Raw genomic sequence first — 18,514 nt, forward strand, 5'->3', positions numbered from 1 at the left:
CCCCGCGAGCCATGTCCAAAACACCTGATTCGAGCAAAGCGGAAGATGATCAATCTTCGACCGTCGAGCAATATCTGGTGAAAGACCCGGAACGCTTTGCGTTGAACATGGCGCGCATGGTCGAGCAGGCCGGCAAAGCCGCCTCCGCCTGGGCCGAGCCGCGCGAAAAGGGCGAGGTGCGCGATCATGTCGCCGAACCCGTGGTCGACATGGTCAAAACCTTTTCCAAGCTCAGCGAATATTGGCTGGCCGACCCGCAACGCGCGCTGGAAGCGCAGACGCGGCTGTTCGCCGGCTACATGACGGTCTGGGGCAACGCCATCCAGAAGGTTAGCCCGAATGCCGAGGCGCCCGAAGATGCGGTCAAGCCCGAGCGCGGCGACAAGCGTTTTCAAGACCCCGAATGGGGTCGCAACGCTTTCTTCGATTTCCTCAAACAGGCCTATCTCGTCACCTCGCGCTGGGCGGCCGACCTGGTCGAGCACGCCGAAGGCCTCGACGACCACACCCGCCACAAGGCGAGCTTCTACGTCAAGCAGGTGTCCAATGCCATCTCGCCGTCGAACTTCATCCTGACCAATCCGGAGCTGTTTCGAGAAACCGTCGCCTCGAATGGCGAAAACCTGGTGCGCGGCATGAAGATGCTGGCCGAAGACATCGCCGCCGGCAAGGGCGACCTGAAGCTGAGACAAGCTGACTATTCGCCCTTCGAGATCGGCAAGAACGTCGCGACATCTCCCGGCAAGGTGGTCGGCCGCAGCGATGTCGCCGAAATCATCCAGTACGATCCGACGACGGAGACGGTGCTCAAGCGCCCGCTGCTGATCTGCCCGCCCTGGATCAACAAGTTCTACATCCTCGATCTCAACCCGCAAAAGTCCTTCATCCGCTGGGCGATCGAGCAAGGCCATACCGTGTTCGTCATCTCCTGGATCAATCCCGACGAGCGGCACGGCGCCAAGGGCTGGGAAGCTTACATACGGGAAGGCCTGCAATACGGCCTCGACATGATCGAGAAGGCGACCGGCGAGAAAGAGGTCAACGCCATCGGCTATTGCGTCGGCGGCACGCTGCTGGCGGCCGCACTCGCACTGCTGGCACAGGAAGGCGACAACCGCATCAAATCGGCGACCTTCTTCACCACGCAGGTCGACTTCACCCATGCCGGCGACCTGAAAGTCTTCGTCGACGAGGACCAGGTGGCAGCGGTCGAGAAATCGATGAACGAAAAGGGCTACCTCGACGGCACCAAGATGGCGACCGCCTTCAACATGCTGCGCTCGGGCGACCTGATCTGGCCGTATGTCATCAACAATTACATGCGCGGGAAGGATCCCCTGCCCTTCGACCTGCTCTACTGGAACGCCGATTCCACCCGCATGGCGGCTGCAAACCACTCCTTCTACCTGCGCAACTGTTATCTCGAGAACAATCTGACGCGTGGCGTGATGGAACTCGCCGGCCGCACTGTGTCGCTGGCCGACGTCACCATCCCGGTTTACAACCTGGCGTCGAAGGAAGATCACATCGCGCCGGCCCTTTCGGTGTTTCTCGGCTCGCAATATTTCGGCGGCGACGTCGAGTTTGTGATGGCTGGTTCCGGCCACATTGCCGGTGTCGTCAACCCGCCGGCAGCCAAGAAATACCAGTACTGGACCGGCGGCAAACCGACGGGCGATTTTGACCAGTGGCTCGCCTCGGCGGTGGAGCATCCCGGCTCCTGGTGGACGCACTGGCAGCACTGGATCGAAACCCAGGACGACACCCTCGTTCCGGCCCGCAAACCGGGCAAGCATATGAAAACCCTGGGTGATGCCCCCGGCACCTATGTGAAGGTGCGCGTGTAAGGGCCGGCACCTTTTGCAGGTGCCTGTGTGTAACGGAATGTAATGTCTGGTGAGTTGACGGGCCGGCAAAACGGGGCGAAATGGTGTCGTCAACCTTCAAGAAGCCTCAATTGGCCTCCAACGAGCAAATAATTCAGAGGCTTGCAGAATTGACACAAGTCTCGTTTCCGGTTTGGGAACACAAGGTTATTGGATGTGAACGTTTCGACGCCGCACCAATAGCAGGCCGACCGGACACCGAGGGGGAATTTAGTTTTGAAATCAGTAGGATCGCGTCTCGCGGGGAGAGAAGGTCGCACTATAGCGGCAGCGCTTTTCTCCGTGCTTCTGGCGTCCTGCACCTCCGCTGGCGACCCCACAATGTCCGTCGGCATGCCTGGCTACAACGCGACCGCTTCTGACATCTCCGCGGCTTCCGGCGCCAGCCCTGCGGCGCCGGGCGATTCGACCGTGCAGGTCACATCCACCGGGCCGCAGATGATGATGACGGCAGCGGGCGATGCGACACTGCCCGAGCAGGTCGCCTATGTGCCGGTGGCCAAGCCCGGCACCGGCTTCCCGGTCAATGTTCCCGCCGGCTCCGAAACCATTGTCGGCCAGACGCCGCAGTCGCTGCAGCAGTCAGCACAGACCGCGGCCGCAACGGACGCCGTGGCGCAGAAGATCGCCGCCGCCGATGCCGGCGTGACCGCACCGAAAGCGACGGCAGCGGCACCCGCGACCAACGAGGTCTACGTGACCGCCGCGCCCCAGCAGATCGACACGCCGAAGAAGGGCTTCCTGGCCTCACTGTTCAGCACCACGCCAGCCTCCGCGGCACCTGCTCCGCTGGTCAACTCGCGCTCGGGCGAACAGCCTGCGGTTGCTTCCCAGAAGGCCGTCCCGGCAAAGCCGATCATCACGCTAGCGTCAGCCAATTCCGCCGACAAGCCCTTGCAGCTTGCCTCGCTTGGCAACGAGAGCAACCACATCACCGGCAGCGATGCCTTGCCCGGCGTGCGCCAGACGGCGCTGTTCGAGATCAAGCGCAAATCCGGCCTCGACGACGAAAGCGACGTCGACCTGAACGAGGACGAGGGTTCGGGCGGCGCCTATCAGGTGGCCTCCGCCGCCGGCCTCGCCCGGCTGGCGCCCAATGGCCTGTTGAAGCAAAACGAGAGCGTCGACGTCGCCTGCCTGAAGCCGTCGCTGGTGCGTGTGCTGAAGACCATCGAAGGCCATTACGGCCGCAAGATGATGGTCACATCAGGCTACCGCGACCCGGCCCGCAACCGGCGCGCCAACGGCGCCAAGAATTCGCTGCACATGTATTGCGCCGCCGCCGACATCCAGGTTCCCGGCGTCTCCAAATGGGAACTGGCGAGCTACATCCGAACCATGCCCGGCCGCGGCGGCGTCGGCACCTACTGCCATACCGAATCCGTTCACGTCGACGTCGGCCCCGAGCGCGACTGGAATTGGCGCTGCCGCCGGCGGGGGTAGCATCCCCATTCGGCAAACGGGCCGAGGGGCTGTTAGCAGCCCGCCGTTTTTTCCGATTACCTATCAGCGACGTTCGAGATTAGCCGAGGCACCCGCGACTTCGTCATCCTATGGCGAAGCAAGGAGCGCAGCGACGCAGCGCAGACGCGAGGATGACGACTGCGCGGCGCGTTCGTCCAAAGATGTGCAACGACGCGAGGCCAGAAAACCTGCGCTGGCTCACCAAACTGGCCGTTTTCGCCCCTCTTGAAAAAAGTTTCCGCATCTGGCGGCTGATGGGTTGCCGGTTGGCAACAACGCAATTATAAGCCGCTTCGTCTGAGCGCGCCCATCGTCTAGCGGTTAGGACACCGCCCTTTCACGGCGGTAACAGGGGTTCGATTCCCCTTGGGCGTACCAGATCTTTCAGGAAAACAAGAAGCCTCGCGGCAGCCGCCGAACTAGCAGCGGCTGGAACGGTGGCGCGGCGAATCGGTTGAAACGGCGAACAGCGGCTGCCGTGCCGAGGTTTCCCTCGGCGCCTGCTCGCGGCAATCTCCGGCACTCACCCTTGGTCGTGCGCTACCTGCGGCCAGCGCTGTAACGCCGCGTGGCCACCCTCGGTCAGCGCGTAGACGCCGCGCTCGGCCCTGGCGAACCAGCCATAGACATTGTCCAAGAGGATGCTGGGCGCGCGTGGCGAAATCGCTTTCAGATCGCGCGGGCGTTTCGGCCCGTCGGTCATGGCTGCGGCGCAGGCCAGCGCATCCTGCCGGTAGGCGGTCATGATCGGCGCGCGCGAACCGCCGCCGACCACCGGATCGCCGCGCCGGCGCCGGTGTTCCTCCATCAGCCGGGAGCGGCGCTTCGGATCGCGGCGCGGCGGCAGAGCCGCCGGGCTGAGCAGCAATTCGACCTCCCCCTTGCCGCTGACAGCCAGAAGCCCGAAGCCGAGCCGCCGGCACAGCGCGCGAAAACGGCGGTCGTGCTCGCGGCCCTTGCCACGCGCCGACATGCGCGCCGCCAGCCACACTTCGTCGCATGCCGCGGCGCGATCGACACCTTGCAGCACCAGTTCGAGGTTGAACTGCAATTTCAGTTCGCAGATGACCAGCACAGGCGGCTCGCCGTCGCGCACCGCCACGATATCGCAGTGGCCGACTTCGCCCTTGACCGTGAACTCCAGGCTCTCGAGAAACCGCTTCACCGGGATGTAGAGAGACGTTTCCTGCATCGCGCAGGCATAGCCGATTCGGATCGGGTCGGCACAGGGATGGCCGAGAGGCCGACGCCTTGCGCTAAACCGCGTCGATCCCACCATCTGCAAAAGCCATCCGTCAGGCAGGTCTCCGGCATGATAGTCCCGCCATAGCGCTCGACGATTTCCTTGGCGATGACCGACGTCGCCAGGGCCGAGCGCGACCAGTATTTCATCGCCTGTCTCGCGTTCAACAAGGCGCTCGCCGTGGCTGGGACGGCACAATCGACAGCGTAGGACCCGAGATCCGTCGACGCCAAGACCGGTCCACGGTTGGCCACACAATGATGAGCGCGTGTGTTTTGAGGCTAGGGGCGGGTGCGCGTCCGGCGCTGCCCCGGTGCGGCATCGTCCGCCTTGAAATGCATCTCGTCCTGGACCGCGGCAAAAAACCGACGGACATCGTTGGCCGCCGAAGCCGCATCGCAGCCGGCCGCGACCGCCTTGTCGAGGAGTTCGCGCGCCGTGGCCTTCCAGAACGACGTGGCCGTGTCGCCGTGCAGTCTGCCCAGCCTTGCGGCGACCTCGCGCACCAGCACGGTCTGCCGATCTAGCGGGAAGGTACGCACATTGGCTGAGGACATGTTCTGCACCATGAAACCGACGCAACGAATCAGACGCTGCTCTATCGCTCATGCCTAGCTGTGAAGTCGGAAACGGAACCTTAACGCCGCGGAGTCCGCGCCGATTGGAACGAGTCGGTTGGCCGGCCTCCAGGCCAAGCAGAACTCTAGACCCTCAGGCCCCTCGCCTCGCCGGCGCGCTTGGCCGTAACCATCATGTCCCTGGCCAGCAGGCCACTGACCCGGCAAAACGCCATGAAGGCGCGCCATGCGTCCTCAGTCCTGACCACATCCACCGTGGCGCCGAAACAGGCATTGAACGCCGCTTCATAGACCTTGCCCTGTCGCTTCTTTGGCCAGTCATGCAGGATATCCAGCGCCTGTTCGACGCTGTATATTTCCTCTACCGGCAGCCCGGGCGCGGGCGCGATGCGCACCGGCACCTCGAATTGCAATCTGTCCATTCTATATCTCCCGAACTGGCGTCGACCACAGCAACGCCGTTCGTCGTCAAAAGTTGCTTTGGCTGCTTTTGCGCGAAAATGTGTCGTCAGTGCGATCTCGGCATTCGGAGGAGATCGCGCACCTGGATGTCATCTGAGCGGCCGCGCAAGCCAGGAATATCGCCAGTATCAGTCCATTGCCGGCAGTTCTTCCTTGAACCTTGCGGCTTGCAGTGCCAAATCTGGGGAAATTTTCTAACGGGCTGATATGCGCCGCCCGCTTACAGGCAAACGGACACTATGGTCACCTATCTCGACGCCGCCACGGCACCCCTCAGGAACACCGGCCAGATCCGCCTCTACGGCGAAGAAGGATTTGCCGGCATGCGCAAGGCCTGCGATCTCACCGCGCGCTGCCTTGATGAACTGGTGCCGATGGTCCAGCCGGGTGTCACCACCGAGACCATCGACCGTTTCGTCTTCGAATTCGGCATGGACCAAGGCGCGCTACCGGCGACGCTCAACTACCGCGGCTACACCAAATCGTCCTGCACCTCGATCAATCACGTCGTCTGCCACGGCATTCCAGACAACAAGCCGTTGAAGGATGGCGACATCGTCAACATCGACGTCACCTACATCCTCGACGGCTGGCACGGCGATTCCTCGCGCATGTATCCCGTCGGCACCATCAAGCGCGCCGCCGAACGCCTGCTCGAAGTCACCCACGAGTGCCTGATGCGCGGCATCGCGGCGGTCCGGCCTGGCGCCCGCACCGGCGCCATCGGCGCCGCCATCCAGACCTATGCCGAGGCCGAGCGCTGCTCGGTGGTGCGCGATTTCTGCGGCCACGGCGTTGGCCAGCTGTTCCACGACGCACCCAACATCCTGCACTATGGCACCGCCTCGGAAGGCGTCGAGATGCGGCCGGGCATGATCTTCACCATCGAGCCCATGATCAATCTTGGCCGGCCGCATGTGAAAGTGCTGTCGGACGGCTGGACGGCGGTGACGCGCGACCGCTCGCTGTCGGCGCAGTACGAACACACGATCGGCGTCACCGAAACTGGCTGCGAGATTTTCACCCTGTCGCCAAACAAGCTCGACCGCCCCGGCCTGCCGCCGGTCAGCTGAAAACAAGATCGCCTCAAGCCGCAGCTTTGAGGCGCCGTCGCCGAAAAAACTCGACCGCGCGCTGCTTACCGCTCTAATCTGCCGTCGAAGCCTTCGGGGAGTGTGGGGGATGGATGGGGAACAGCGGTGACGACGAACGGGGGTTCTTCTCCGAGCGGTGGCTCGAACCACCGGCGAAGGACAAGGCACCAAGAGACAAATCGACGGAGAAGCCACACTATCACGGCCATCGCGACCGATTGCGCGAGCGCTTCGTTGCCGGCGGCGCGGACGCCCTGCCCGACTACGAACTTCTCGAACTGCTGCTGTTTCGCCTGATCCCGCGCGTCGACACCAAGCCGATCGCCAAGGCGCTTTTGGCGCGCTTCGACACTTTTGGCGAAGTGCTTGGCGCACCGGTGGCGCTGCTGCAGGAGGTGAAGGGCATCGGCCCCGCCGTGGCGGTCGACCTGAAGGTGATTGCCGCTGCCGCGCAGCGCATGGCGCGGACCGAGGTTCGCGACCGCGAGGTGCTGTCCAACTGGACGCAGCTTCTTGCGTACTGCCGCTCGGCGATGGCGTTCGAGAACCGCGAACATTTCCGCATCCTGTTCCTCGACAAGAAGAACGTGCTGATCGCCGACGAGGTACAGCAGGTCGGCACCGTGGACCACACGCCGGTCTATCCGCGCGAAGTGATCAAGCGCGCGCTGGAACTGTCGGCCAGCGCCGTCATCCTGGTGCATAACCACCCTTCCGGCGATCCGACACCATCGCGTGCGGACATCGAAATGACCAAGCAGATCATCGACAGCGCCAAGCCGCTCGGCATCGCCGTCCACGACCACATCATCATCGGCAAGAAAGGCAACGCCTCGATGAAGGGCCTGCTGCTGATCTGAGCCTGATGGGCGCCGGTGCCGTCATCCCAAACGCCACCGCTCGCGAGCCAATCAGCAACATTCCGGCTTGGCTCAAACGCCCACGCTTGCGGTGTCGAAGTGATATTGCGACGGAAGCGCCCGCTTCGGCGACAATGTGGTAGACCCGCGAATGCGAAGCAGCCACAGCCATTGCAGGAGATCTATTCAATGACGCTCGAATGCATAAATCCAAATGATCTGCCGATTCCGGAAATGTACTCCCAGGTCGTCGTTGCGACAGGAAGCAAGCTGGTGTTCGTCTCGGGCCAGCAGCCAGAAGACATACACGGCAAGCTCGTTGGCCACGGTGATTTCGCAGTCCAGGCGCGCCTGACGTTCGGAAATCTTGGCCGAGCGCTTGCTGCCGCCGGCGCTCGGCCCGAGCAAGTCTGCAAGATCACGATCTACATCGTCGATTACAAACGCGACGAACACGTGCCCATCATCGAAGCGGCCCAGATCGAGCTGTTCGGCGATCACAAACCAGCAAACGTGGTGGTCGGGATAGCAGTGATGTCTCCCGGCTACCTGATAGAGATCGATGCGATCGCGGTCATCGACCCGTAGGCCAAGCGAGGACGCGTCAAGTCGCGAAACCAATCCCGGAACTCGCTGCGAGATCGCCACGACCTTGATCTCTCCATCCATCCACGATCACATCGTCATCGGCAGGAATTGCGATGTCTCGATTAAGAGCCTGCTGCTCACCTGATCAACGTCGGAAACAGGAAACACGCAATGCCCCAGCCCGGCGACGAACCATGGCCGTTCGACAAGCAACGCGCAGCCCTCCTGGTCATCGACATGCAAAGCGACTTCGTCGATGAGGGCGCCGTCATGGAAGTGGCCATGGCCCGCCATCGCATTCCGGCGATGCGGCAGGTGGTCGAGCTTTGCCGCGCGCAAGGCGTCCCGGTGATCTACACCCAGCATGTGCTCAGCGACCATTTCGATATCTCGCCGCTGGAAACCAGCTACCAGCCGAAGCTGAAAACCAAAGGAATGCGGGAAGGCAGCGCCGGCGCCGAAATCGTCGCCGCGCTTGCGCCCCTGCCCGGCGATGTCGTCATCAAGAAGCACCGCTACGACGCCTTCCACAACACGCAGATCGAGACGGTGTTGCGCAACATCCGTGGCGCAGGCCGGGTCGACACGGTGATCATCATCGGCACCGTGACCAGCATCTGCTGCGAATCCACCGCGCGGAGCGCCTTCATGCGCGACTACAAGGTGGCTTTCATCAGCGACGCCAATGGCGGACTGGACGAGCCATCGCACAATGCAACCCTCGACATCATAGGCAAGGTGTTCGGGCGCGTGATGACCGTCGCAGAGCTTGGGAGCTTGTTGCGGAGCTGAGCCCGCGCGTCAGCTGGCGTGCGTCTCAAGCTCCGGCGCCGAGCCTGCCCTCAAGAAGGTCGCGCCGCTGCTGCAATTCGCCGGAGACGAATTTGGTGAAGGCGTGGACGCGCGCCGTGCGGCGCAAATCGTCGTGCACCAGCACCCACAGCGCCGAGCCAATCTCCTCGATCAGCCCTCCGACCCTTACAAGCCCGGGCAGGCTGTCGCCGAGATAACAGGGCAGCGCCGCAACCCCGATACCGGCGCCCGCCGCATGCGACATCGTCACCAGGGAATCGGCGCGCATGGCGATCTCGACATCGGGCAGCGACGACCGCATCCAGCGGGCGACGCCGGTGTTGGCTAGGCTGTCGTCGGGCGCGATCCAGCGCAGCGCACCCAATCTCGGCTCCGGGGGTAGCGTTTCGGCGTAGGAACGTGTCGCGTAGGCGGCGAAGGCGACGCCCGAAATGCGCCGGCCGACCAGGATTTCCTGCGGTTGCGACACCGGCCTGATCGCCACGTCTGCATCCCTTTGCGTCAGGTTGGCGATGGAATTCTGCGTCATCGCCTCGACCCGTATGCCGGGATGGAGCTTATGAAACGCCGCCAGGATCGGCGGCAGCACCGACGCCATCAGCGTGTCGGTGGTGGTGACCCGCAACCTGCCTTCGAACCTGAGATCCTGCCCCGACAGTTTGCGCGCCAGTTCATTGACCGTCTCGGCCATTGTGCGTGCCGCGCCCAGCAGTTCCTCGCCGCCCGCGGTGAGGGCATAGCCAGTCGGCAGCCGATCGAAAAGGCGGATACCCAGCCGCGCCTCGAAGGCGTTGACGCGCCGCAGCACAGTCGTGTGGTTCACGCCCAGGATCCGAGCCGCCGCCGCCAGCGAAGCGCCATCGGCGACGGCCAGCACCATGCGCAGATCTTCCCAGTCGATATCGCGTGAGCTGTGCATTCTTGCAGAAAGATAAAAGAAAGCGCTGCGCTCTGCGAGCCAAAATGACGCTTCGCTGTGCAAAAACGCAGAGCAAGCGGGCGAATCGGCATGTCGATCTGCGCATGCACGCACGCCATATGGAGTCCGACGACAAAAGAAACAGTCGCGGAGAAGAGCCATGACGCCGATAGAACTCTACACCTGCCAGACACCCAACGGGCACAAGGCCTCGATCATGCTGGAAGAGGTCTGCCTGCCCTACTCGGTCCGCTTGGTCGACATCGAAAGGGGCGACCAGACCAAGCCTGATTTCCTGGCGCTCAATCCCAACAACAAGATCCCGGTGATCGTCGACCGGGACGCCGGCCGCACGGTCTTCGAATCCGGCGCCATCCTACACTACCTGGCGCGACGGTCGGGCAAGCTTCAGCCGGTGGGCGCGCAGGAGGCGGACGATACGCTGACCTGGACCTTGTTCCAGGCGGCCCATGTCGGCCCGACGCTTGGCCAATTGTGGAATTACAAAATCTTCGCGCCGGCAAAAATCCCTTACGTGATCGAGTGTTTTGAGCGCGAAACCGGACGTGTCTTCCGCGTTCTCGATAGCCGGCTAAAGCACCATGAGCACATTGTCGGCAAAAGCTACGGCATCGCCGATGTGATGACATGGCCATGGATCAACGCGGCCGTCAGCAAGCTCGGCCTCAGCCTCGATGACACACCAAACCTGGCGCGCTGGTATGCGGCCATCGGCCGCCGCTCCGCAGTTGTCAGAGGGATCGCTGTTCCCGCCCTGCCGGAAGCGTCAGCGGCCGCTTAGATCATGATGAGATTTGGTTGAAATCTCATCATGACCTAACCCTTTGTTGGAGCATGATCTTTTCCAAAAACCGGCACCCACTTTTTGGGATCATGCCCTAGCCGCCGCACCCCGCATTCAAGGAATACGATCGTGGAAATCCTCTTCATCCCTCTGGCGCTTGTCGCCGGTGGCCTGCTCGCAGTGCAGGCTGGCGCCAACGCCCAACTTTCAAAGGCGGTCGGCTCACCCTTTGCCGCGACCACGCTTCAGCTCGCGGTCGGCGCCATCGTGCTGTTGTCGATCACGGCCCTCACCGGAACGACACCGGCTCTGCTTGCCGTTCGGCAAGCCGAATGGTGGCATGCGATCGGCGGCATGGCTTCGGCCTTCTACGTCGTTTCGACCATTCTTCTGTTCCCTCGCCTTGGCGCCGTCGTGTCCGTCGGGCTCTTCATCGCTGGGCAGATGCTTGCATCCTTCGCCCTCGACACGTTCGGCTGGCTCGGGATCCCCGAAGCCGGACTGCGAGCCGGGCCTGCCTTCGGCATGCTCGTCTTGCTTGCCGGGGCTGCCCTCATCGTTCTGGGACAGAAGGGCGCGGCCGACAATACCGCATCCTCAAGACCAGGGTGGATCGGACTGGCGCTGCTGGCAGGCGCCGTGCTTCCAGTGCAAGGCGCTGTAAACGCCTTGCTTCGGCACGACCTTGGCGGCGCGCCGTTTGCGGTCGGCACCATCTCGTTCCTGGTGGCGATGCTGGCCATGGCCGCGGTGCTTCTGATCGCGCTTGCCCTGACGAAGACGCCCCGCCCTCGCCTCGCCGGCCTGTCGTCGATGCCCTGGTGGGGCTGGCTCGGAGGTTTTGCCGGCGCCACCTATGTCACGACCGTGTTCACCGCCATCCCCGTCATCGGAGCGGCAGCTGCCGTCAGCCTGACGGTGGCCGGCCAGCAGGTCGCCGGCATCTTCGTCGACACCTTCGGCTGGTTCCGCCTGCCGCAGCGGCTTGTCTCCGGCATGCGGCTCGCCGGCGTCGTGCTGCTTTTGGCCGGCTGCATCATCATCAAGGCGCTTTGATCCCGCTGGAACAAGGCAAGCCGAATCAAACCAGCCCCTGCCCTCCCTGATTTGGGGTCAGGTGTCGCTCCGGCGTCACCAACGAAGCAAGGTCCGGGCGCCGCAGAAGCAATTTTTCGCTCCTTCCACAACCGGCTCTAGAATTTCGATCGCAAATCACGCATGATGCACTTGGTATTTTCCCGGGACGGCTTCGCGCCCCCTGAAATACCGGGAGGAACGGGACATGCCCATAGTGGTTGTACTCGTTTTGATCGTCGTGGGCTCGGTGTTGTTCCACTTCCTGAGCCCATGGTGGTGGACTCCGATTGCCTCGAATTGGGACTATATCGACAACACCATCATCATCACCTTTTGGATTACCGGCGTCGTCTTCGCCGCAGTCGTCCTATTCATGGCCTATTGCGTTTTCCGCTTCCGTCACCGCGAAGGCAACCAGGCGGCCTACGAACCGGAGAACAAGCGGCTCGAATGGTGGCTGACGATCGTCACCGGAGTGGGTGTTACCGCCATGCTGGTTCCCGGCCTGTTTGTCTGGAGCCGGTTCGTCAACGTTCCAAGCGACGCAACCGTGGTCGAAGTCGTCGGCCAGCAATGGCAGTGGAGCTTCCGCTTGCCCGGCAAGGACGGCAAACTCGGCACATCCGACACCCGCGACGTCACCGCTGAAAATCCGCTGGGCGTGATCGCCAAGGATCCCAGCGGCCAGGACGACGTCGTGGTCGAAGCGGCCGACCTGCATCTGCCGGTCGGCAAGCCGGTCAAGATGCTGCTGCGCTCGATCGATGTGTTGCACGATTTCTACGTTCCGGAATTCCGCGCCAAGATGGACATGATACCGGGCTCGGTCACCTATTTCTGGTTCACCCCCACCAAGACCGGGACCTTCCAGGTTCTGTGCGCCGAACTGTGCGGCCAGGGGCACCCGATGATGCATGGCATCGTCATGGTCGATACCGAGCAGGACTATGTGGCCTGGCTCGACCAGCAGCAGACGTTCGCGCAGTTGTCGGCGCCGCAGCAGACGGGCTCGGTGGAACAGGCGCCGGGCAACGCGACGGCGTCAGCTCTAGAAGTTGCGGCAAAACTCGAAACTGTCGGGTCCCGCTGAAGGGCACGGAGGTGCTCCGCCTATGGTCGATATCACGCCTGCAGATGCCGTTCCGCCCGCCGAAGTCGCGGAAATGGAGCTTTACCATCCGCACAGCTGGTGGACGAAGTATGTCTTCTCGCAGGACGCCAAGGTCATCGCCATCCAGTATTCGGCGACCGCAACGGCCATCGGCCTGGTCGCGCTGGTGCTGTCCTGGCTGATGCGGCTGCAGCTCGGCTTCCCCGGCACGTTCGATTTCATCACCCCCGAGGCCTACTACCAGTTCATCACCATGCACGGCATGATCATGGTGATCTACCTGCTCACGGCACTCTTCCTCGGCGGCTTCGGCAACTACCTGATCCCGCTGATGGTCGGCGCCCGCGACATGGTCTTTCCCTATGTCAACATGCTGAGCTACTGGATCTACCTCCTTGCCGTGCTGGTTCTGGTGTCGAGCTTCTTTGCGCCCGGCGGACCGACCGGCGCCGGCTGGACGCTCTATCCGCCGCAAGCCATCATGACCGGCACACCTGGCGGCCAGGAATGGGGCATCATCCTGATGCTCGTCTCGCTGATCCTGTTCATCATCGGCTTCACCATGGGCGGACTGAACTATGTCGTGACGGTGCTGCAGGCCCGCACGCGCGGCATGACGATGATGCGCCTGCCGCTGACCGTCTGGGGCATCTTCACCGCCACCATCATGGCGCTGCTCGCCTTTCCGGCGCTGTTCGTCGCCTGCGTGATGATGCTGCTTGACCGCGCGCTTGGAACCTCCTTCTTCATGCCCGCGGTTGTCGAGATGGGGGAACAGCTACAGCACAATGGCGGCAGCCCGATCCTGTTCCAGCATCTGTTCTGGTTCTTCGGCCACCCGGAAGTCTACATCGTGGCGCTGCCGGCCTTCGGCATCGTCTCCGATCTGATCAGCACGCATGCGCGCAAGAACATTTTTGGCTACCGGATGATGGTCTGGGCCATCGTTGGCATCGGCGCGCTGAGCTTCGTGGTCTGGGCGCACCACATGTATGTCAGCGGCATGCACCCCTATTTCGGCTTCTTCTTCGCCACCACGACACTGATCATCGCCATCCCGACGGCGATCAAGGTCTACAATTGGGTGCTGACGCTGTGGCGGGGCGACATCCATCTCACCATACCGATGCTGTTTGCCATGGCTTTCATCGTCACCTTCGTCAATGGCGGGTTGACCGGGCTGTTTCTCGGCAACGTCGTCGTCGACGTCCCGCTGTCGGACACGATGTTCGTCGTCGCTCACTTCCATATGGTCATGGGTGTTGCTCCGATCGTCGTCATCTTCGGCGCGATCTACCACTGGTACCCGAAGGTCACCGGCCGGATGCTGAACGAGACGCTCGGCCGGTTCCATTTCTGGGTCACATTCCTCGGCGCCTACCTGATCTTCTTTCCCATGCATTACATCGGCCTGATGGGCGTGCCGCGGCGCTATGCCGAACTGACCGACGTGACGGTCATGACGGAGTCGGCGCATCACCTGAACTCGTTCATCAGCATCATGGCGTTTATCGTCGGCTTCGCCCAGATCGTTTTCCTGTTCAATCTTATCTGGAGCATCCGCCATGGGCGCGAGGCCGGTGGCAATCCATGGCGGGCCACGACACTCGAATGGCAAACGCCGCAGACGCCACCGGCGCATGGCAATTTCGGCAAGGATCTGCCGATCGTCTATCGCTGGGCCTATGACTACAGCGTGCCGGGCGCCAAGGAGGACTTCATTCCGCAAAACATGCCGGGCACGTTCGGCCCCTCCAGGGAGCCGGCATGAGCGTCATCCTGGTCTTCCTTCTCGTGATCGCCGGCTTTGCCGGCTGGTGGCTCTCGCATCAGCGGCTGATGGCGAAACCATGGCTCGAGCAAGGTGTGGCAGGAGATTTTGTCGCCTTCGACCGATCGAGCCTGCCGACGGCCAAGATTGGCCTCGGTGTCTTCCTCGCCGTGGTCGGCTGCCTGTTTGCGCTGTTCACCAGCGCCTACTTCATGCGTATGGCGCTGTCGGACTGGCAGCCGCTACCCATCCCACGCCTGCTCTGGCTCAACACCGGCATGCTGGTGCTGAGCAGCATCGCGCTGCAATGCGCCTCGATCGCGGCGCGCAAGCGCCAGATGGACACGGTCAGGCTCGGCCTTGCTGCGGCTGGGCTCACCGCGATCGCCTTCCTCATCGGGCAGCTCATGGCATGGCGGGACCTGACCGCCGATGGCTATTTTCTGGCCTCCAATCCGGCCAACAGTTTTTTCTACCTGATAACCGGGATGCACGGCCTGCATATCGTGGGAGGGCTGGTGGGCCTGGGCAGGACAACCGCCGGCGCCTGGAACGGGGCACGGCCGGAACGGCTTCGCCTCAGCGTCGAATTATGCGCCATGTACTGGCATTTCCTGCTTTTCGTCTGGCTCGCCATCTTCGCTCTTTTAGCCGGCTGGGCCGCGACGTTCATCGATATTTGCCGGCAGTTGCTGACCTAGGAGGTCGAGGAGCATGGCAGAAACGACACTGACGCATACCGGCCAAACGGAGACGCGGCCCGCAGGCTGGCAAGGCATCGCCGCCGACTGGTCCTCGGATCAGCGCGCGTTCAAGAACGTGTCCTGGGGCAAGGCCATGATGTGGATCTTCCTGCTCAGCGACACCTTCATCTTCGGCTGCTTCCTGCTCTCCTACATGACCGCGCGCGTCTCCACACGTGTGCCGTGGCCCAATCCGAGCGAGGTCTTTGCGCTTCGCATCGGCGGTTCGGACATTCCACTGATCCTGATTGCCATCATGACCTTCGTGCTGATATCGAGCAGCGGAACGATGGCCATGGCGGTCAATTTTGGCTATCGCCGCGACCGCCGCAAAACCGCAATCCTCATGCTTCTGACGGCAGCGCTAGGAGCCACCTTCGTCGGCATGCAAGCCTTCGAATGGACCAAGTTGATCACCGAAGGGGTACGGCCGTGGGGCAATCCCTGGGGCGCGGCACAATTCGGCTCGACTTTCTTCATGATCACCGGCTTCCACGGCACGCATGTGACGATCGGGGTGATCTTCCTCATCATCGTGGCGCGAAAGGTCTGGCGTGGAGACTACGACGTCGGTCGTCCCGGCTTCTTCACCAGCCGCAGGGGTCGCTACGAGAACGTCGAAATCATGGGGCTCTACTGGCATTTCGTTGACCTGGTCTGGGTGTTCATTTTCGCATTCTTCTATCTTTGGTGAGAGGCTGACATGGCTGAAGCAACCGCAAACGGCCTCGGGCAACACGCGCTGCACTCTGATCATGCGCATGAAGGGCCATCGACCGGCGTCGCGGAGGTTCATCAGGAACATCCGATCAAGCTCTATCTGGTGGTCTGGGCATGGCTGTTCATCCTCAGCGCCTGCTCCTACATGGTCGATTATCTCGGCATCCACGGCTATCTCAGATGGTCTCTGATCCTGATCTTCATGATCCTCAAGGCCGGGCTGATCGTCGCCGTGTTCATGCACATGGCCTGGGAGCGGCTGGCGCTGACCTATGCGATCATCCTGCCGCCACTTCTGATATTGGTGTTCGTGGCGATGATGCTCTTCGAAGCGGACTACACGCTTCTCACCCGGTTGTCCTTCTTCGGACCGGGGCCCTGACGCACAGTCTTCATCTCCGGTCAAAGACCGGAGATGAAGCTTCCCATCAGCTGATCTGCAGGGTCAGAGGCCTACCCGCGTCGGGGACGATGGCGGCTCCACAACCTTGCGGTAGACATGCCAGGTGGCGTGACCCAGGATCGGCAGCACGACCGCCAGCCCGGCAAACACCGGCAGCGAGCCTATGATCAGGGCGACGGCGACAATCAGTCCCCAGACAGCCATGGGGATCGGGTTCGCCAGCACCGCTCGCACCGACGTGTGGATGGCTTCGTAGGCGCCGACGTCGCGGTCGAGCAGCAATGGGAAGGCGACGACCGTCGTGCACAACACCACCACGGCGAAGACGAAGCCGATGGCGTGCCCCAGGACAATCAGAGACCACCCGCGTCCGGTGGCAAATATTTCATTGATGAAGCCCGAAATCGATACAGGCGGAGCCGGGCCGAAGAGATATTCGTAGAACACCTGCGCCGCCAAAAGCCAGGCGATGAAGATTGCAACCAGCATGATCCCGACTGCGGCGATGGCTGGCAGGGCCGGAGAATTCCTGACCTCGAAAGCGTGCGTCCAGGAGGTGTCGAGCCCGGCTTCTCGTCTGCGGCTGATCTCATAGAGGCCGATCGCCGCGAATGGACCGATCAGCGCAAAGCCGGACACCAGCGGAAACAACATCGGCAACGCATTGGCGCCCGAAGTCCAGGCAGCGAGCACCACGCCGACAAGCGGATAGATCAGGCAGAGAAAGACGATGTGCGACGGTTTGACCATAAAATCGTCAACACCGCGCTTGAGCGCATCGAAAAGATCGGAAACACTGATTTTTCGGATTTTGGTGTGTTCCAGCGTTTCGCTGGCGCCTGCAATCACGTGAAAACTTGTCATGCCCGTTCCTCCAGACCAGGTCCGGCAAGGTCGCGGTTTCACGGTGCTGCCGTTCTGCATGACTGGCCACGCGAACCGCGACCTGCACCGCAATCAATATACTCCATTGACTGGAGCTTGTCGCCCGTTCTTACAAAAGGCTCCCGGAAGGCGAGGTTTCCGAACACAGCGTCATGCCGTCACCCTCCGGCTGACATGAACGCGCGCATCGCGATGGTGTCGGCAAGCAGCACGGCAAAGATCGCGAAAAGATAAAAAATCGAATAGGCAAACAGCGCCTTGGCCGGCTTCATCTCCTTGTCGGGTATGACCAGAGCCTTCCAGGCATGCCAGATGAAACCCGCGCCCAATGCAGCCGAAACGATCCCATAGACCCCGCTCGTAAATCCGAACGCCCAGGGCAGCATGCCGATCGGTGCCAGGAGCAGTGAATAGGCGAAGATCTGCCTTCTGGTCGAGGCCTGGCCGGCCACGTTCGGCATCATCGGGATGCCGGCAGCGGCATAGTCGCCGGCCTTGAACAGTGCGAGCGCCCAGAAATGCGGCGGCGTCCACAGGAAAATGATCAGGAACAGGATCAGGCTTTCAATGCCGATGGCGCCGGTGGCCGCCGCCCAGCCGATCATCGGAGGAAGGGCACCCGCTGCGCCGCCGATGACGATGTTCTGCGGCGTCGAGCGCTTCAGCCACATCGTATAGATGACGACGTAGAAAAAGATTGTGAAGGCCAGCAGTGACGCGGCAAGCCAGCCCACCAGCACGCCGAGCGTCATGACCGAAAGTGCGGAAAGCACCAGGCCGAAGCCGAGCGCTTCGCCGGCCGTGACGCGGCCCGACGGAACCGGCCGCTTTGACGTGCGCGACATCAGCGCGTCGATGTCGGCGTCGTACCACATGTTGAGCGCGCCGGCCGCTCCCGCTCCAACCGCAATCGCACCTATGGCGATCACGGCGATGACCGGGTTCATCGCGCCGGGCGCCACCATCAGACCGACGAAGGCGGTAAAGACGGCAAGGGCCATGACCCGAGGCTTCAAGAGCGCAAAGAAATCACTGACCGTCGCTTCCGAGAGGCGGACGCCGGTATCCTTGAGGCTTTCCTTGACCGACATT

At 62.3% G+C, this 18,514-nt stretch carries 19 protein-coding genes and 1 tRNA gene; 14 read left to right on the forward strand and 6 right to left on the reverse strand.

The features are described from left to right. Positions 1 to 11 precede the first annotated feature (11 nt). The 3 genes from phaC to X750_RS159575 all read left to right on the forward strand — a co-directional run bounded on the left by phaC (position 12) and on the right by X750_RS159575 (position 3,728). Positions 12 to 1,847 carry a class I poly(R)-hydroxyalkanoic acid synthase gene (gene phaC / locus X750_RS159585; RefSeq protein WP_023741485.1) on the forward strand — a complete coding sequence of 612 codons (1,836 nt, stop codon included), beginning with the start codon at positions 12 to 14 and terminating at the stop codon, positions 1,845 to 1,847. A gap of 360 nt (positions 1,848 to 2,207) precedes the next feature. Next, positions 2,208 to 3,329: a YcbK family protein gene (locus tag X750_RS159580; protein ID WP_245261149.1), complete on the forward strand. Its 1,122-nt coding sequence runs from the start codon at positions 2,208 to 2,210 to the stop codon at positions 3,327 to 3,329. Between the two features lie 324 nt (positions 3,330 to 3,653). After that, positions 3,654 to 3,728: transfer RNA gene (locus tag X750_RS159575), tRNA-Glu, on the forward strand. A 145-nt stretch (positions 3,729 to 3,873) separates the two neighbouring features. Here the strand turns inward: X750_RS159575 and X750_RS159570 are convergent. The 3 genes from X750_RS159570 to X750_RS159560 all read right to left on the reverse strand — a co-directional run bounded on the left by X750_RS159570 (position 3,874) and on the right by X750_RS159560 (position 5,593). Next, positions 3,874 to 4,542, reverse strand: coding sequence for a DUF2161 family putative PD-(D/E)XK-type phosphodiesterase (locus tag X750_RS159570; RefSeq protein WP_023705981.1), 669 nt, complete (start codon positions 4,540 to 4,542; stop codon positions 3,874 to 3,876). A 332-nt stretch (positions 4,543 to 4,874) separates the two neighbouring features. Further along, on the reverse strand, positions 4,875 to 5,150 hold the full coding sequence (locus X750_RS159565) for a DUF6074 family protein (protein ID WP_023681621.1): 276 nt from the start codon (positions 5,148 to 5,150) through the stop codon (positions 4,875 to 4,877). A gap of 146 nt (positions 5,151 to 5,296) precedes the next feature. Next, positions 5,297 to 5,593, reverse strand: a complete 297-nt coding sequence (locus X750_RS159560; RefSeq protein ID WP_023688240.1) for a DUF982 domain-containing protein — start codon at positions 5,591 to 5,593, stop codon at positions 5,297 to 5,299. A gap of 279 nt (positions 5,594 to 5,872) precedes the next feature. Between X750_RS159560 and map the strand changes: the two genes are divergently transcribed. The 4 genes from map (at position 5,873) to X750_RS25435 (ending at position 8,967) form a co-directional block, all read left to right on the forward strand. Then, complete coding sequence (gene map / locus X750_RS159555; protein ID WP_023681623.1) at positions 5,873 to 6,706, forward strand: type I methionyl aminopeptidase; 834 nt, start codon at positions 5,873 to 5,875, stop codon at positions 6,704 to 6,706. A 113-nt stretch (positions 6,707 to 6,819) separates the two neighbouring features. Continuing rightward, complete coding sequence (gene radC / locus X750_RS159550; protein ID WP_023741486.1) at positions 6,820 to 7,587, forward strand: DNA repair protein RadC; 768 nt, start codon at positions 6,820 to 6,822, stop codon at positions 7,585 to 7,587. Positions 7,588 to 7,776: 189 nt separating this feature from the next. After that, positions 7,777 to 8,175 carry a RidA family protein gene (locus X750_RS159545; protein WP_023705984.1) on the forward strand — a complete coding sequence of 133 codons (399 nt, stop codon included), beginning with the start codon at positions 7,777 to 7,779 and terminating at the stop codon, positions 8,173 to 8,175. A gap of 171 nt (positions 8,176 to 8,346) precedes the next feature. Continuing rightward, the gene (locus tag X750_RS25435; protein WP_023705985.1) at positions 8,347 to 8,967 is read left to right on the forward strand and encodes an isochorismatase family cysteine hydrolase; all 621 of its coding nucleotides are present in this window, start codon (positions 8,347 to 8,349) and stop codon (positions 8,965 to 8,967) included. A gap of 25 nt (positions 8,968 to 8,992) precedes the next feature. Here X750_RS25435 and X750_RS159540 read toward each other — a convergent pair whose 3' ends face one another. After that, the gene (locus tag X750_RS159540; RefSeq protein ID WP_023667658.1) at positions 8,993 to 9,907 is read right to left on the reverse strand and encodes a LysR family transcriptional regulator; all 915 of its coding nucleotides are present in this window, start codon (positions 9,905 to 9,907) and stop codon (positions 8,993 to 8,995) included. A 160-nt stretch (positions 9,908 to 10,067) separates the two neighbouring features. Here X750_RS159540 and X750_RS159535 point away from each other — a divergent pair, with 160 nt between their 5' ends. The 7 genes from X750_RS159535 to X750_RS159505 all read left to right on the forward strand — a co-directional run bounded on the left by X750_RS159535 (position 10,068) and on the right by X750_RS159505 (position 16,516). Then, positions 10,068 to 10,709: a glutathione S-transferase N-terminal domain-containing protein gene (locus X750_RS159535; RefSeq protein WP_031196341.1), complete on the forward strand. Its 642-nt coding sequence runs from the start codon at positions 10,068 to 10,070 to the stop codon at positions 10,707 to 10,709. A gap of 132 nt (positions 10,710 to 10,841) precedes the next feature. Then, entirely contained in the window at positions 10,842 to 11,768 is a 927-nt protein-coding gene (locus X750_RS159530) for a DMT family transporter (protein ID WP_023705987.1), read from the forward strand. 226 nt (positions 11,769 to 11,994) lie between these two features. Next, entirely contained in the window at positions 11,995 to 12,879 is an 885-nt protein-coding gene (locus X750_RS159525) for a cytochrome c oxidase subunit II (protein ID WP_023667661.1), read from the forward strand. 22 nt (positions 12,880 to 12,901) lie between these two features. Beyond that, positions 12,902 to 14,671, forward strand: a complete 1,770-nt coding sequence (gene ctaD / locus X750_RS159520) for a cytochrome c oxidase subunit I (RefSeq protein ID WP_023705988.1) — start codon at positions 12,902 to 12,904, stop codon at positions 14,669 to 14,671. Then, positions 14,668 to 15,372, forward strand: a complete 705-nt coding sequence (locus X750_RS159515; RefSeq protein WP_023681632.1) for a cytochrome c oxidase subunit 3 — start codon at positions 14,668 to 14,670, stop codon at positions 15,370 to 15,372. The genes ctaD and X750_RS159515 overlap by 4 nt, the downstream gene beginning before the upstream one ends. 13 nt (positions 15,373 to 15,385) lie before the next feature. Next, positions 15,386 to 16,108 (forward strand): heme-copper oxidase subunit III family protein, encoded by a 723-nt coding sequence (locus tag X750_RS159510; protein ID WP_023667664.1) that lies wholly within the window; start codon positions 15,386 to 15,388, stop codon positions 16,106 to 16,108. 9 nt (positions 16,109 to 16,117) lie between these two features. Continuing rightward, positions 16,118 to 16,516 carry a cytochrome C oxidase subunit IV family protein gene (locus tag X750_RS159505; protein WP_023667665.1) on the forward strand — a complete coding sequence of 133 codons (399 nt, stop codon included), beginning with the start codon at positions 16,118 to 16,120 and terminating at the stop codon, positions 16,514 to 16,516. Positions 16,517 to 16,579: 63 nt separating this feature from the next. Here X750_RS159505 and X750_RS159500 read toward each other — a convergent pair whose 3' ends face one another. Beyond that, positions 16,580 to 17,401 (reverse strand): DUF2189 domain-containing protein, encoded by an 822-nt coding sequence (locus X750_RS159500; RefSeq protein WP_023705989.1) that lies wholly within the window; start codon positions 17,399 to 17,401, stop codon positions 16,580 to 16,582. Between the two features lie 179 nt (positions 17,402 to 17,580). Beyond that, positions 17,581 to 18,513 (reverse strand): heme o synthase, encoded by a 933-nt coding sequence (locus tag X750_RS159495; RefSeq protein WP_023705990.1) that lies wholly within the window; start codon positions 18,511 to 18,513, stop codon positions 17,581 to 17,583. Between the last annotated feature and the right edge of the window lies 1 nt (position 18,514).

The sequence above is a fragment of the Mesorhizobium sp. LNJC391B00 genome, from assembly GCF_000502535.1.
In the GTDB taxonomy this organism is placed as follows: domain Bacteria; phylum Pseudomonadota; class Alphaproteobacteria; order Rhizobiales; family Rhizobiaceae; genus Mesorhizobium.

Excerpts from the sequence above, each read along its gene's own strand:
- X750_RS159505 (WP_023667665.1), top strand. The coding sequence starts at position 16,118 with ATGGCTGAAGCAACCGCAAACGGCCTCGGGCAACACGCGCTGCACTCT.
- X750_RS159540 (WP_023667658.1), bottom strand. The coding sequence starts at position 9,907 with ATGCACAGCTCACGCGATATCGACTGGGAAGATCTGCGCATGGTGCTG.
- phaC (WP_023741485.1), top strand. The coding sequence starts at position 12 with ATGTCCAAAACACCTGATTCGAGCAAAGCGGAAGATGATCAATCTTCG.
- X750_RS159565 (WP_023681621.1), bottom strand. The coding sequence starts at position 5,150 with ATGTCCTCAGCCAATGTGCGTACCTTCCCGCTAGATCGGCAGACCGTG.
- map (WP_023681623.1), top strand. The coding sequence starts at position 5,873 with ATGGTCACCTATCTCGACGCCGCCACGGCACCCCTCAGGAACACCGGC.
- X750_RS159570 (WP_023705981.1), bottom strand. The coding sequence starts at position 4,542 with ATGCAGGAAACGTCTCTCTACATCCCGGTGAAGCGGTTTCTCGAGAGC.
- X750_RS159560 (WP_023688240.1), bottom strand. The coding sequence starts at position 5,593 with ATGGACAGATTGCAATTCGAGGTGCCGGTGCGCATCGCGCCCGCGCCC.
- X750_RS25435 (WP_023705985.1), top strand. The coding sequence starts at position 8,347 with ATGCCCCAGCCCGGCGACGAACCATGGCCGTTCGACAAGCAACGCGCA.
- X750_RS159510 (WP_023667664.1), top strand. The coding sequence starts at position 15,386 with ATGGCAGAAACGACACTGACGCATACCGGCCAAACGGAGACGCGGCCC.
- X750_RS159525 (WP_023667661.1), top strand. The coding sequence starts at position 11,995 with ATGCCCATAGTGGTTGTACTCGTTTTGATCGTCGTGGGCTCGGTGTTG.
- X750_RS159545 (WP_023705984.1), top strand. The coding sequence starts at position 7,777 with ATGACGCTCGAATGCATAAATCCAAATGATCTGCCGATTCCGGAAATG.
- X750_RS159580 (WP_245261149.1), top strand. The coding sequence starts at position 2,208 with ATGTCCGTCGGCATGCCTGGCTACAACGCGACCGCTTCTGACATCTCC.
- X750_RS159515 (WP_023681632.1), top strand. The coding sequence starts at position 14,668 with ATGAGCGTCATCCTGGTCTTCCTTCTCGTGATCGCCGGCTTTGCCGGC.
- radC (WP_023741486.1), top strand. The coding sequence starts at position 6,820 with ATGGGGAACAGCGGTGACGACGAACGGGGGTTCTTCTCCGAGCGGTGG.
- ctaD (WP_023705988.1), top strand. The coding sequence starts at position 12,902 with ATGGTCGATATCACGCCTGCAGATGCCGTTCCGCCCGCCGAAGTCGCG.
- X750_RS159500 (WP_023705989.1), bottom strand. The coding sequence starts at position 17,401 with ATGACAAGTTTTCACGTGATTGCAGGCGCCAGCGAAACGCTGGAACAC.
- X750_RS159495 (WP_023705990.1), bottom strand. The coding sequence starts at position 18,513 with ATGTCGGTCAAGGAAAGCCTCAAGGATACCGGCGTCCGCCTCTCGGAA.
- X750_RS159535 (WP_031196341.1), top strand. The coding sequence starts at position 10,068 with ATGACGCCGATAGAACTCTACACCTGCCAGACACCCAACGGGCACAAG.